At 50.6% G+C, this 12,642-nt stretch carries 17 protein-coding genes; 6 read left to right on the top strand and 11 right to left on the bottom strand.

Annotated elements, in window-relative coordinates; all coding sequences use genetic code 11:
- Positions 1 to 126: 126 nt before the first annotated feature.
- The 10 genes from ACJ8J5_RS11305 to ACJ8J5_RS11350 form a co-directional block, all read right to left on the bottom strand.
- Complete coding sequence (locus tag ACJ8J5_RS11305) at positions 127 to 2,601, bottom strand: replication endonuclease (protein ID WP_414104639.1); 2,475 nt, start codon at positions 2,599 to 2,601, stop codon at positions 127 to 129.
- Positions 2,598 to 3,524, bottom strand: coding sequence for a DNA cytosine methyltransferase (locus tag ACJ8J5_RS11310; RefSeq protein WP_414104640.1), 927 nt, complete (start codon positions 3,522 to 3,524; stop codon positions 2,598 to 2,600). The genes ACJ8J5_RS11305 and ACJ8J5_RS11310 overlap by 4 nt, the downstream gene beginning before the upstream one ends.
- On the bottom strand, positions 3,511 to 3,741 hold the full coding sequence (locus tag ACJ8J5_RS11315) for a hypothetical protein (RefSeq protein ID WP_135638065.1): 231 nt from the start codon (positions 3,739 to 3,741) through the stop codon (positions 3,511 to 3,513). The genes ACJ8J5_RS11310 and ACJ8J5_RS11315 overlap by 14 nt, the downstream gene beginning before the upstream one ends.
- Positions 3,735 to 4,559 (bottom strand): DNA adenine methylase, encoded by an 825-nt coding sequence (locus ACJ8J5_RS11320; protein WP_135638067.1) that lies wholly within the window; start codon positions 4,557 to 4,559, stop codon positions 3,735 to 3,737. Before ACJ8J5_RS11320 ends, ACJ8J5_RS11315 begins: the two co-directional genes overlap by 7 nt.
- Before the next feature lie 2 nt (positions 4,560 to 4,561).
- A complete protein-coding gene (locus tag ACJ8J5_RS11325) occupies positions 4,562 to 4,780 on the bottom strand; it encodes a TraR/DksA family transcriptional regulator (protein WP_135638070.1) in 219 nt (72 codons plus the stop codon).
- Complete coding sequence (locus tag ACJ8J5_RS11330) at positions 4,780 to 5,052, bottom strand: DUF2732 family protein (RefSeq protein WP_135638072.1); 273 nt, start codon at positions 5,050 to 5,052, stop codon at positions 4,780 to 4,782. Before ACJ8J5_RS11330 ends, ACJ8J5_RS11325 begins: the two co-directional genes overlap by 1 nt.
- A 74-nt stretch (positions 5,053 to 5,126) precedes the next feature.
- Positions 5,127 to 5,471, bottom strand: coding sequence for a DUF5347 domain-containing protein (locus tag ACJ8J5_RS11335; protein WP_414104641.1), 345 nt, complete (start codon positions 5,469 to 5,471; stop codon positions 5,127 to 5,129).
- Positions 5,435 to 5,644, bottom strand: a complete 210-nt coding sequence (locus ACJ8J5_RS11340; protein ID WP_072269748.1) for a phage filamentation protein Fil family protein — start codon at positions 5,642 to 5,644, stop codon at positions 5,435 to 5,437. The genes ACJ8J5_RS11335 and ACJ8J5_RS11340 overlap by 37 nt, the downstream gene beginning before the upstream one ends.
- A 10-nt stretch (positions 5,645 to 5,654) precedes the next feature.
- Positions 5,655 to 6,164, bottom strand: a complete 510-nt coding sequence (locus ACJ8J5_RS11345; protein WP_135638076.1) for a phage regulatory CII family protein — start codon at positions 6,162 to 6,164, stop codon at positions 5,655 to 5,657.
- 31 nt (positions 6,165 to 6,195) lie between these two features.
- Positions 6,196 to 6,579, bottom strand: coding sequence for a hypothetical protein (locus ACJ8J5_RS11350; RefSeq protein WP_135638078.1), 384 nt, complete (start codon positions 6,577 to 6,579; stop codon positions 6,196 to 6,198).
- A 104-nt stretch (positions 6,580 to 6,683) separates the two neighbouring features.
- On the opposite strand from ACJ8J5_RS11350, the gene ACJ8J5_RS11355 reads away from it, so the two are divergent.
- From ACJ8J5_RS11355 to ACJ8J5_RS11375, 5 genes are all read left to right on the top strand, one after another.
- Entirely contained in the window at positions 6,684 to 7,541 is an 858-nt protein-coding gene (locus tag ACJ8J5_RS11355; protein WP_135638080.1) for a phage repressor protein CI, read from the top strand.
- 1 nt (position 7,542) lies between these two features.
- A complete protein-coding gene (locus ACJ8J5_RS11360; protein ID WP_135638082.1) occupies positions 7,543 to 8,253 on the top strand; it encodes a hypothetical protein in 711 nt (236 codons plus the stop codon).
- Positions 8,254 to 8,368: 115 nt separating this feature from the next.
- On the top strand, positions 8,369 to 9,154 hold the full coding sequence (locus tag ACJ8J5_RS11365; protein WP_414104642.1) for an MltR family transcriptional regulator: 786 nt from the start codon (positions 8,369 to 8,371) through the stop codon (positions 9,152 to 9,154).
- Between the two features lie 548 nt (positions 9,155 to 9,702).
- A complete protein-coding gene (locus tag ACJ8J5_RS11370; RefSeq protein WP_049209427.1) occupies positions 9,703 to 10,110 on the top strand; it encodes a hypothetical protein in 408 nt (135 codons plus the stop codon).
- A gap of 135 nt (positions 10,111 to 10,245) precedes the next feature.
- Positions 10,246 to 10,596: a DUF4377 domain-containing protein gene (locus ACJ8J5_RS11375; protein WP_025302454.1), complete on the top strand. Its 351-nt coding sequence runs from the start codon at positions 10,246 to 10,248 to the stop codon at positions 10,594 to 10,596.
- Positions 10,597 to 10,646: 50 nt separating this feature from the next.
- On the opposite strand, the gene ACJ8J5_RS11380 is transcribed toward ACJ8J5_RS11375, so the two are convergent.
- A complete protein-coding gene (locus ACJ8J5_RS11380) occupies positions 10,647 to 10,949 on the bottom strand; it encodes a hypothetical protein (RefSeq protein WP_016928136.1) in 303 nt (100 codons plus the stop codon).
- A gap of 285 nt (positions 10,950 to 11,234) precedes the next feature.
- Between ACJ8J5_RS11380 and fabV the strand changes: the two genes are divergently transcribed.
- Positions 11,235 to 12,434, top strand: coding sequence for an enoyl-ACP reductase FabV (gene fabV / locus ACJ8J5_RS11385; protein WP_025302456.1), 1,200 nt, complete (start codon positions 11,235 to 11,237; stop codon positions 12,432 to 12,434).
- Positions 12,435 to 12,642 lie beyond the last annotated feature (208 nt).

The raw sequence follows: 12,642 nt of genomic DNA on the forward strand, positions 1-12,642 counted from the left end.
GGTACTGTATATATGTACAGTTCTATATTGAGCGCATTCCTGAGTCCCGTCAAGACGTCATGTTAATGAATTTATTTCAATTGTATGCAATTTCGGCAAAATCGTAGATATGGCGGTGTCACATGATTATTTCCTACGACGGCCATACAGCCGACCATCAGCCCCCGCGCAAAAGTAAAACGCGCCGATCTTCACCGTTCCGCCAAGCAAAAGACGGTTAATCTCTTCAATCGCTGGCGCCTCTCTGCCTATTGCGCTCAGCTCCCGCGCTATTTTTTCTCGCTGCTTATTTCCTTCTTTTTTCATCTGTTTCATCAACTTATCGCGCTCCTTAGTCATCCCGGTAGCCTTTTGACGCAACCTATTGAAACGCTGCATCAGTGCACCCGCTCGTACCGGCGCGCGTGCCGTGAAGAGATCACCGAGGCTGTTGCCGTAGTAGTGATTACCGGCAATTTTCATCGTCATGCCTTTGGTCAACAGTTGGCACTCTGAATCGCTGATCTGAATGCCGGCAATTTCTTCTACTCGGCCCCGGATTCTCTCCATAGCGGCAGTTGCGCCGGTTGGAACATTGGCGCCCTGTGGTCTGCTTATTCTTGTTTTTGGGTTTCTGTCCCTGATTCTTGCCAGCACCTTCCGCCGTTCCTTGGCAGATAACTCGCCAAAATTGATATCACAGTTGTCATAGTCGGCTTCGCCTATATCCGGCGGGGCCATACTCCCACCAGGCTCCCCCGTACAGTTATTGACAGAACTCCGAGAGGGCGCAGGCGCGCCCTGAAGGTCAACCCCCAAAACCGGCGCTTTCTTCGGCACAATTTTCCATTGGGTTACACGGGTGATGATTGGCACGTCCTGGCCAACTGGCGGGGAGAAAACACCACGCACGCGGATCACATCTTCGCCGTATCCGTTGGTTTCTTCCGCTGCCTCGTAATAGGTGCGGACAACAAGATCGTCACGCTTAACAAAAGGCCCACCCTGGGCGTTGGTATATTCCGCCCAATTGCCGACGTCGGCGGCGTCGTGGACTGCTGCAAACTCTACGCTAAGGCCAATCGCGGCCTCATGGTCGGCCATCCGACGCAGCTCGCGGTATACGGTAACCGGAGCGCCACCAATGAATTGAAACTGACGAACACGCCATCGAGCGGCCCAGGCCGACACTGCGGCGGCGGTCTCCTTGAGCGGCTTCCCGCTTTCGTCGTCCAGTTCGCCATCCAACTGATAGCCGTCGATATTTTTCGAAATGTATTTCGCAACATAGCCGGTGGCGCTGCCCTGGTCAGGATCGATCTCTTCAGCATGGAAGCGTGCTTTGCGTGCCTTCGCAGAACTCAATTCCCGTGCATCTTCCTGCGTGGCGTAATCGCGCATTATTTCACGTACCTGGCCAACAACTTCAGGCTGCATGAACATCAGCATGTGCCAGTGTGGCGTGCCGTCGTGGTGAGGCTCGGCAACCCTGATCCCGAAAATGCGTAAATCTTCGCGGTGGAGTTTGGCGCGAATCTTTGACCAGACTGACCTCAGATAACCCTGCGTCTCGGCCGGGCTGGCGCCGTTCCATTTCCGATTGCGATGGCCGTGTTTGTTGGTGGCATGAAATTTTGATGGGGCCGTTATGGTGTAGAACTCGCCGACGTAGCCCAGATCGTTACAGATGTTCTCGAAGCCGCGAATACGTACCATCAATTCACTGCGGCGGATCGCTGGATTCGCAACGCTGCCATCATATTTATCGATCAGGCTTATACGGTTGCCGGCCTCGTCTTCGAGCTCCATCCCCTTTAAAAACTCGCGGGTGCGTCGCTTCTGCTCGCGCCACTCGGTGATCGCCGTCTTGCTGGCGTATGGGTTGGTTTTTTTACTGACGTTGGCAAGCGCAATATTCAAGTGCTCGCGCCATTCTGCAGAGGTGCGGCGCAGACGGTTGAGCCACCATTGCGGCGACAACATCCGGGATACGGCAGGGCCGGCATCTTCTTCGCTGAAAAAGCGTTTATTCAGCTTTTCCCACAGCGGCGGCAGTTGGCGAAAGTCGCGAGTGATGATCCCGGCACGGCGGTATAGCAACCACATTGCCTTCAAATCACTGCAGCCGGAACATTGCTCTGCGACTAGCCCCAGCTCCTGTGCGATAAATGCGGCTATATCCTCGGCCAGCGCCTCAACATCACTGCGTGACATATCAGCAAGGTGATTAAACCGCGTCATGTACCTGGCGTTGTCCGCCGTCATTTTTAATATCCGGTACTGTTTATTGACCAGTTCCAAGCGTGGTAATGCGCGCTTAACAAAATTAAGCGTCAAGTACGCATGGGCTCGCTGGATCCCCTGAGATTGCTCAAGTTTGAAGAAGTGGGAGTTAACCTGGCGCTTTACTAGGCTAGGTTGGCTGTTCAGGTATTCAAAGGCAGCTGCGAGGTCGGTGTTGATGCGATCCCGATTCTTCTGTTCTTCCGCACTGACGAATGGCGAGCCGACACCTTTTCTCGGTGCGTTCCATGAATATGCCCATTCAAAAGCAGGCTCGCCGCTGCCCGGGTAGGGCGGCGGCGGGGTGGGGGCGTGGCGGCCGCGGTGGCTATTGCTCATACCTGCGACTTGAGAGCGCTGATTATTTGATACATCGCCTCTGGCGGAACTGCATTCCCCGCCATATGAACAGTCAACTTGTGTGACGGCGGTGTGATGTAGTCGGCAGGGAATGACATGGCCAGTATGTTTTCTTCCTTGGTCAGAATGCGCATGCGGTCGCCGTCAACTACTGCCCAGCGGTCACGCGTCGTGATAGTGCCGATCGGACGCTGCAGGGAGCGGCCTGATTTGGTGTTGCCGTAATATGAAATTAGGAACCGGTCACCGAATCGAGAGCGCCCACTTGCAACTCTGTCGAGTGTCGCCGCCGCGCGTCCTGGTTTATTGACCGCTGACCAGCGCCCGGCTTCGAAATCAATGAATGATTCAGCAGAGACATGCGGCAGTTTCGGCAGATTCAGCTTCAGTGGGTTTTTGCTACGGGTACAGATGATGAACATACGGACGCGGTTCTGAGGCACTCCCAGGTCTGCGCAGTCCACGATGTGCGACGCCAGAGAATAACCAAGCCGTTGCATCGCATACTCCCATGCAGGGAATAGCGACCATTGAAGAAACTCAGGCACGTTCTCAACGATGATTCCTTCAGGTAGTAATACTTCAGCAGCGGCGGGCACCGCCCAGGCAGTTGAGCGGCTCGCGTCGTGCTGTGGGTTGCCGTTGGCTTTGCCCCGCGCCTTGCTATGACCTTGGCAACATGGTGATGCCAGTAAAAGATCCAGCTTTGGCACTAAAGCCAGTACGGCTGCGAAATTAGCTTGGTGTAAGTCTTGGCATGCGTGAACAGTGTTAGGGTGGTTCATCGTGTGTGCGCTAACAGCTTCCTGCCAGTGATTGGCCGCCCAAACGATGTCTACACCTGCTTTACGCGCGCCGGTTGATGAGCCACCGAGCCCCGCGAACAAGTCAATTCCTTTCATGAGGTTTACTCCTGGTGATATAACCAAATGCGAGAATCGCCAGCCCGTATATAAATCCGCCGAGAACCAGCGCGGCGGTGATTGGCCAAATGACTGACAGGGTTAGGACGCCGGCGGCCGTGGTGACGCGGTAGATGCGCCCACTTTTGATGCCAAGGCAAAGAAGGCAGAAAGCGACACAGGCACCGACAAGCCAGCAGAGAAAACTGATCAACATGTGGTGGCCCCCATCGTTGCGATGATTTCACCGACACGCCCGCGCCCATCACTTTTGCAGCTCACAGAACGCGGGGCGGTGATGTGGTGGATCTCAAACTCGCCATAACACTGCAGCGCTTCGGCGACATCGCTGTTTGAGGCCACAACGTGACAACCGCGCGCGGCGGCGGCACGCAGCGAGTGCATCAGGTTGTACTGATGTAGTTCGCCAAAGCCTTCAGTGTGGTAATCGGTAAAGCCGGTTGTCTTCGTCTTAGGCATGTATGGCGGATCGCAGTAAATGACATCGCCGGGCGCCGCCATTTCAATGCTTTCGGTGAAGTCACAGCACAGGAAAACGGCGTTTTTCGCTTTCTCGGCGAAGGTGCGGATCTCTTTCTCTGGGAAATAAGGTGCGTCCACCTTGCCGAATGGGATATTGAATTCCCCGCGTCTGTTGTAACGGCACATGCCGTTGTAGCCGTGGCGATTCAGATAAAGGAACTTCGCCGCGCGCATGATATTGCTGACTTCGATGCGGAGGTTGAAGCTGGCACGGACTGCTAAATAGCCTTCCCGGCCCTTGTGATTGGCAAACATCAATTGGCCAAGCCCGATCAATTCTTCCGGGTACTCTTTGGCCACGTTGTGAAAGTTGATCAGGTCGCCATTGATATCGGCCAGCAAATAGGAGTCGAAGTCGGTGTTCAGGAAAACGGTAGCAGAGCCCACAAAGGGCTCCACCAGGCGGCGGCCTGGTGCGGTTGGCAGGTGTTGGCGCAGGGTGCCCATTATGCGGCGCTTGCTGCCCACCCATTTCAACGCGGAATTCAGCATAACTACCCCCGGTAGTGGCGTGATTTTGCTTCGTGAAGTTCCTGGCAGCTGGCGCAGCGGGCTGCACCTGGAACGGCAAGGCGGCGCGCTTCTGGGATCTGCGCGTCGCACTCTTCACAAAGAAAGGCGGAAGGGGCGGCCGGCTTCCGGCGCGCCTGTTCGATTTGAGCGGCCAGGATCAGCTGCTGGCGTTCCTGCTCAATGTCCATTGCGTCGGCCATTAGTGCAGCTCCATCGCCTGGTTTTGGATGAATTCGGCTTCGTGGCGCAGCAGCTCCACGGCATCGCGCAGGCTCAAATCCTTGGCGATGATGGAGTTGGCCAGATTTTCCAGCTTGGTGGACATCACGGCGGCCTGGTTCTTACGTTCATCCATACGGGCGCGCTTCAGCATTTCTTCCAACTGATAGGCGGTCTGGTGCACAACGGAAACATCGTTGCCGGCGGCAGGATCGATCCCGATGGCGATTGGCAGTTTTTGCATATTTCTCATGGTGGTTTTCCTTTCTTCAGGTAATAAAAAGCCCGGCGGGTTTACGCCAATTAATTTCTGGTCAGGTTAAAAAGTTATTCTATCGGCATGCTTAAATGCTTCGGGAATAAACTCACGACTGCGCGGAATTTATTCATTGCATCGACCAATGCTTTTTTCTCCTCACTCGTCAGTTCATTGAAATCCAGCCCGTGGCGCTCTTTCTTGATACCGGCCAAAAAGAAAATGGCGCTCAGAGCCCGGATGTTGTCCTTGTATCGTGGATCTCTTCCATTACGTACATCTGCCAAAAAGCGGTTTATTTCAGCTGTGCTGTCGCACTTGAAAACATCTCGGCGCAATTCGGCGATGTGTTGCAAACCGTCGGCGCGCTGGCCTGGTGTCAGCGGCACAGTACGCGTAGTTTCAGTAAAAGCCATTTTGCCGCCTTACTGCCGATTGACTCCCGCGGGGCGGTGGTCAGTTGAGCCAGCAGCTCTTTCTGGTCTTGCGCCGGGCACCAACGCCGGCCGTTCTGCAGTTGGATCCAACCGTGCCCAAAGTGGCGTGATTGGCTTTGCTGCTTGAGCAGAGGAGCAATAGAAATTGGCATCATGTTCACCTCAACTCATGCCCAGTGACGCGCCAACGGCGGTGATGGCATCAACGGTGGAGGCCATTGTCGGGTTGGCGTGGATGCGGGACTGAATCGCGAGGCCTGCCAGCGTCATGTAACGAATGCCGGCATTAACGCTTTCGCGTATCGCACCGCGGCGCGCAGCGGTCATGGCGCCACCTGCAACTGCCTCGGCAGCGACCTTGCCTATTTCGGAGGTGGCATTCAGCACATACGCCGCGACCTTGCCGCTGGAAAGCTCATTGATAGGCACGCACGGCTGGCAGTGCAGCTGCGCAAGCATCCCATCAACCAGCGTTGGATCTTCTGTGAGGTCGGTCAGCGCCAGCAATTCCTCAACCGTCAGGCGGTGCGGCTGGTCAGGATTCAGCTTGTTGCGCAGTACCTGCGCCGACATGCCAGCATCAGCGCTTAGCTGCTTGATGTTGTGCTTTGTCGCGAATCGGCGGCAGGCTTCTTCGTAGTGCGCCTGTTTAGAGACTTGATAATCAAACATGGTTTAGCCCTTCAAAATTCGAATAATCGAATTAACCGCGGATGTAGCGGCATTTGATCGCAACCTGGCGATTTTTCTCACGCCACGCTTCGAGGTTGATCAGGGCATTACCGTGTTTGGTCATCGTGACCTCTTCGATCTCGCCGGTCTTCCGGTTCTTCCGGTTTTGCTTCACGGTGGTGGTAGGGGTTGGCGCCAGCAGCACAACGCCGTTGGCGATCCACTTCTCCAGCACAGATGCGCTGATGCCGTTAACGGCAATGAAGTCCTCTTTGGACATGGTCGGGGAGGTGTGCATAGCAACTGCGCGTTGCACTGCTTCCAGAATGGCGCCGCTCAGGCCTGGCAGAAGGATGTTTGCAATCTGCGTAGGTGAAAAAGGCGCGGCCTGGGGGTTTGCAATGTCATGAGACATAACGCAATATCTCCGGTTAGTGGTTTGTGTTCTACGGTGTTACATGTGGTGTGTTGATACTGTAGATCGCTTTTTTATTACTGTAAACAGAAAAGTGACTACCCATGGTAAAGAATAAGCGTCTTGAAGATTCGGTTGCGGGCGAGGTCCTTGAAAGGATCCTTTCGTCATATGGCTTTAAGATGCAAAAAGAGCTTAGTGATAGGCTTGGTATTGCAAAAAGTAACGTTGGGAGCTGGCTGCAGCGCGGACAAGTTCCAGGAAATGTGATTGTGCAATGCGCTCTTGATACCGGTGCAGATGTTGGATGGTTGGTAACTGGAAAGTTTGCAAATTCGAATTTTGAGAGCGGAAAATCATCGGTATCAGGAAAGGCCCTTTACGAACAAATTCAAGCATCTGGGGGTAAACCAGTTCTCCGCAGGATGTTGGATGCATATGGATTTCGCACACAGAAAGAGCTTGGCGATTTTCTGGACATTTCCACTGCAACCATAAGCACTTGGGTTCGCCGCGAATACTTCCCCGGTGACGCAGTAGTTGCTTGTGCCTTAGATACCGGGGTCTCATTGCTTTGGTTGTCGACCGGGCAGGGAAGTCCTGGCAATACTGACTCGGTTTCATATGAAACAACTTTTTTAACCCTTAACCGCTGGTCCATTTCCTCTGGAGCGTTGATTAAAAATGGCTCCTGGGTTTGTGACCCCTCCTTCATTCCCGCCTCACCAGAGAACATAGGGTATGTTGAAAAAGATTTATCATCGTGGTTAGTTGATTTTGACATTAACATGTTAGGCAATGGGTCTTGGCTTTTAAATATAGATGGAATTCATGACGTATATTCAGTTGCGCGCATACCTGGCAATAAAGTTAAAATTTCTGGCTTATCAGAGAGCTTTGAGTGCTCAGTGGATGATGTTTCTTGTGTAGGGAAAGTTTTAAAAAAAATAGAGAAATTGTGAAATGAAAGACTATCTGCAAATTTCTTTCCTGATTATACCGTTGATTGCATCCTACTTAATTTATAAGTCACAAGGTAATAAGCTAATTAAAATTGTTGAACTATTGGCTGTTATTGTACTGTCTTTCTTGAGTATTGGCGCGGCTGAACATGGTAGCTTTTGGTTTGTGTGGATATCCTTAGCTATCATTTGTGTGCTCATGATACGAAGGATCTACAGGACTGACAAGCCTGAGCCTAATAAATCACCAATTACTACACCGCTCAATGAGAAGGTGGATTATAGGAAGCGGGTAAAAGAAAACATTAAAAATTTAAAATCAATTAAAAAAAATACATTTAGTGAACTGGATAAACAGTTGGCTAACCGTAATGATAATGTAAGTAAATCCAAAAAAAAGCATATAACTATAAAAGATGGAAGAAAAAGAAGAGAAAACCTAATTCCTAATGGCCTTAGCAATAGTAGTGATTTTAGATACATGGCATTCGATTATGAAGACAGCAAAGGTGTGCGCTCCTATCGAGAGGTCGATGTTAGATCTTTCGATGGTGATCGCATTCAGGCATACTGCCACCTGGCTCAAGCGATGCGAACCTTCATCACCAGCAGGATTATAGGTGACATAATTATTCGACCAACAGGTGAAGTTAAATCCCTGTCTGATTGGATTAAAGAGATGAAATCTTTAAGTTATAAAAGAGGGAAATAAATGACAGGTGAAAAAGATATTTTCAGCAGAGATGAATTCATTAAGTTGAAACGTTAATCTCCAATCTATATGTTAAGTGCGGCCTTTAATGATTGTTTTTATATATGGAGAGTGTATGGAAAACGCTGAAGCGATGGATGATGAAGTATTTGGAAGTCTAAATAAACTGAATTCTTATTTAGATAGCCTTGATGAAAGAGGGTTGATATTATCATTATCAGCTTTCTCTGAAGATTCTTTAGGGGTAATACTCTCTAATTTTATGCTAGACAATAAAGTATCAAAACAATTACTTGAAGGCTTCAACTCTCCATTAGGTACTTTTTCCTCTAGAATCAAAGCTTGTTATTCTCTTGGGTTAATAACGGAAAAACAATATTCCGATTTGGAAATACTCAGAAAAATAAGGAACAAATTCTCTCATACTTGGGAAAAAGTATCTTTTTCTGATAAAGATATATCGCAACAGATATCAAAGCTTAATTATAGCAACTTAGATTTTGAATTCCCTGATTCTGAGTTAAAAAAAGTAAGATCATCCATTAGCTCATTACTGATTGAGTTGAGAGTTATTTCTTCTCAAATTGTGGAAAAGAATCAAAAGGTAAAATTGATAGGCACAAGTCTTGTTCCTGGATTCAGTAGTAGAGATTACCCATCTCAGATTGAATATATACGGAAAAATATTTTAGATATAAAAAGAGATCTGCTATCAGATAATCATGAGCTAAGAAGGTTTACAATATATAAAGCTCAATCATTATGTAATAGAAGGGTGTTGGTTAATTTTAGTGATGAAAATTCAGAGTCTTTCAATAAGGAATTATTAGAAAGCATTAAGATAAAGCAAGAAATAGAGAGCATTATAGAGCAAGCAGAGCTTATTGAAAAAAAAAGATAGAACAAAATAAAAGCATTACCCATTAATAACCCATATGTTAATGGGTAGTATTCTTTTGAAATTATTTTAAAATGATCAGTACTAAATTAGTATCCGCACCGATGTTTATCAGTTTTAGTATTAAGAGCAATTAGCAACTAAATTTCAAAAGAGCTGATTGAGCTCTAAGCTGGCAGGTCGCCCCTAACCCCTCATTTGGCGGCGGTAGTCACTACGTCGCCATTAATCAAATTTATTAATGTTATCGCATTGATTTATATGAATTATTCTTGTTAGGAGTCGTATTCGGTCTTTTTTTGTGTGATTGATTTATAAGTAAATTCCTCTTAATCCGCCAGCAACAATCCTCGCTCCTCTTTCGAATCACAGCCACCAACCCGATCTCCATCCCCACCCGCACATATCGCTAATTTAGCCGCACTAAAAGTCATTACGTCATCTATGGCGCTGATAAGCTCCGGTCATTGCTCCCATCACCGGTTAAGCGAGAGCGGCATTATGGGGAATATCAAAATATTAGGCGTTGTAGTTGTAAAAGGACACCTGCGTTGAACGATCGGCTGAGTCGGTTGAAGAGGGCGTTGCCCGGCTATCTCGAGGCGTGGCGTGAGGGGATTTTACCCTCTGACTGGGGGCAGGTGGCTAATCCTGAAGTGGTTGCCGCCCTGTTGGCGGAGTGGGAGGCGCTAAGCGAATTGGCGTCTCGGTTCGAAACCGCCACTGAAACTCCCTCCGAACCGGCTGCATTTTGGCAGGCGCGTGCCGAGCAGATGGCGCAGCGCAATCGCGAACTCAGTGCCCAACTGGCGACGCCAGTCCGTTTGCCCGGCGCGCGGGTGGCATTCTTTGGCTATGTGAAAACGGCGGTGATGGACGCCAGGCAGGTGAGGGCGGCGATTCGTGATGCCGGTTTTCTCATTGATACCGATGATAAAAACGACAGCGTACCGTCATGACTTCTGTCCTGTAACGCATGAGTTTGGAGAATAAGCGCGAGCGAATAATGTCGCCTCTGTGATACGGAGCAAGGTTCAATTCATCCAGTCAATTTGTTAGGATCGTCTGACCTACATGACTATTGGTGCAGTACATTGAAAATCAAAGCGTTGTTATTTGTTGCGTTGGCCGCATTGGCCGGCTGCAGCCAGGAGGGAACCTCGATGAATCAGCCCGCAAATGAGAAAGGCGGCCAAACGGAAGTGTTGCTGGTAAACAGCGCGCTGGTGGACTGCGTGGGCGTCGGCCCGATGAAGTGCATGCAGGTGCGTCGCTCCGCGCAGCAGCCGTGGGAGTTGTTCTATACCGGCATCGAGGGTTTCACCTTCGAACCGGGTTATCAGTATCGGCTGAAAGTGCTTGTTACCCCGGTGGAGAACGTGCCGGCCGATGCCTCATCGCTGCGTTATACGCTGATTGAGCAGCTGGAAAAGAACAAGGCGTAATGGATCTACCTTGTCACCACCAAATGGCGTTTCATTTGGTGGTGACGACTTCAGGAAAGTTTGTCTTTTTTCTTTCTTCTGGAGGATTCGAAAGTGGCGAAGGCATGTGCAAGAGCAAACCCCAACGCACAGTAGCGTAGAGGCCAATTTTCTTTGGTCCATGTTTCAGAGTCAGCAATAAACATCGCGTTGCCGTTGGCAAAAAGGGTAAATTGCCAGCAAAGGATTAAAAAACATATCGTAACCAGAACGACATAACCCTTGGAACCCAGAGGCGGCCTGAAGCCGTATTTCACGGCCAGACAGGCCGCGGCAGCGAGAGTAGAAAGAATATAATATAAAGTTGGTTCCATCACTGTTCCTGGTGATTTTATCTTCCCTGATATTCGACCGAAAAACAGCCACACCATAACGCAACGCCAGAAGCATGATCAACTTTTGCTGATTTAAGAGGGAAGGCTTGAACGCGCTGAGGGTGCGAAGCGTGGCGCGTGGAGGCATCACGATGCGGAGTTGGGCAACCCTGATCCCTCGACTAAACTGGTCTGTTCACTGCGCTTGTTTTCGCACTTTCTTAAGTATATCGAGAAAATCAGGTATATTGTCCTTCGGTTTTTAGCTACCAAGAAAAAATTACTATGATTATCAAACCTAAAATTCGTGGTTTTATCTGCACCACCGCTCACCCGGCAGGCTGTGAAGCCAACGTCCGTGAGCAAATCGCCTACGTTAAGTCGCGCGGCGAACTGAAAAACGGGCCTAAAAAGGTGCTGGTCATTGGTGCATCCACCGGTTACGGTCTGGCCTCGCGCATCAATGCCGCTTTCGGCAGCGGTGCGGCCACCATCGGCGTATTTTTCGAGAAGCCTGGCAGCGAAGGCAAAACCGGTTCCGCCGGTTGGTACAACTCCGCCGGTTTCGACAAGGCAGCTAAAGAAGAAGGCCTGTACGCGAAAAGCATCAACGGCGACGCATTCTCCAACGAGTGCCGTCAGACCGTGATCGATCTGATCAAAAAAGACCTGGGTCAGGTTGACCTGGTGGTTTACTCGCTGGCTTCGCCGGTGCGTAAAATGCCGGAAACCGGCGAAGTGGTGCGTTCCGCACTGAAGCCGATCGGCGAGCCGTACAAATCCGTTGCGCTGGACACCAACAAAGACGTGCTGGTTGAAGCCGTGGTCGAGCCGGCCAACGAGCAAGAAATCGCCGACACCGTGAAGGTGATGGGCGGCCAGGACTGGCAGCTGTGGATGGACGCGCTGGACGAAGCGGGCGTGCTGGCGGATAACGCGCAGTCTGTCGCTTACTCCTACATTGGTACCGATCTGACCTGGCCAATCTACTGGCACGGTACGCTGGGCAAGGCGAAAGAAGATCTGGATCGCGCGGCGCAGGCCATCAACCAGAAGCTGCAGGCCAAAGGCGGCGCGGCTTACGTTGCGGTGCTCAAGTCGGTGGTAACTCAGGCCTCCTCCGCCATTCCGGTGATGCCGCTGTATATCTCCATCGTGTTCAAAATCATGAAGGAGCAGGGCATTCACGAAGGCTGCATCGAGCAGATCCAGCGTCTGTTCGCGACCAAGCTGTACAGCGGTGCGGCGCCGGACACCGACGAGAAACACCGTCTGCGCCTGGATGACTGGGAACTGCGCGATGCCGTGCAGGAAACCTGCCGTGAAATCTGGCAGCAGCTGAACGACAATAACATCAACGAACTGACCGATTACCAGGGCTACAAGGCGGAATTCCTGCGCCTGTTCGGCTTCGGTCTGCAGGGCGTTGATTACGATGCCGATCTGAGCGGCGAAGCCAACTTCGACGTGATCGAACTGGTCTAAGCGCGTCGAGCAGTCAAACAAGGTCGGGTTAGCCCGGCCTTTTTTATTGCCCTGATCCGTCCTGAATAGCGTTGACACATTTTACTCACGCACAGAGGAAAATGTGATGAACCAGTATATTAAACGCACACAACGCGATTACTCTCTATCCTTTAAACTGGCTGTCGTCGAACAGGTCGAAAAAGGCGAGATGACATACCGCCAGGCG

Origin of the sequence: Serratia sp. CY43202 (genome assembly GCF_052168755.1) — a bacterium.
In the GTDB taxonomy this organism is placed as follows: Bacteria; Pseudomonadota; Gammaproteobacteria; order Enterobacterales; family Enterobacteriaceae; genus Serratia; species Serratia bockelmannii.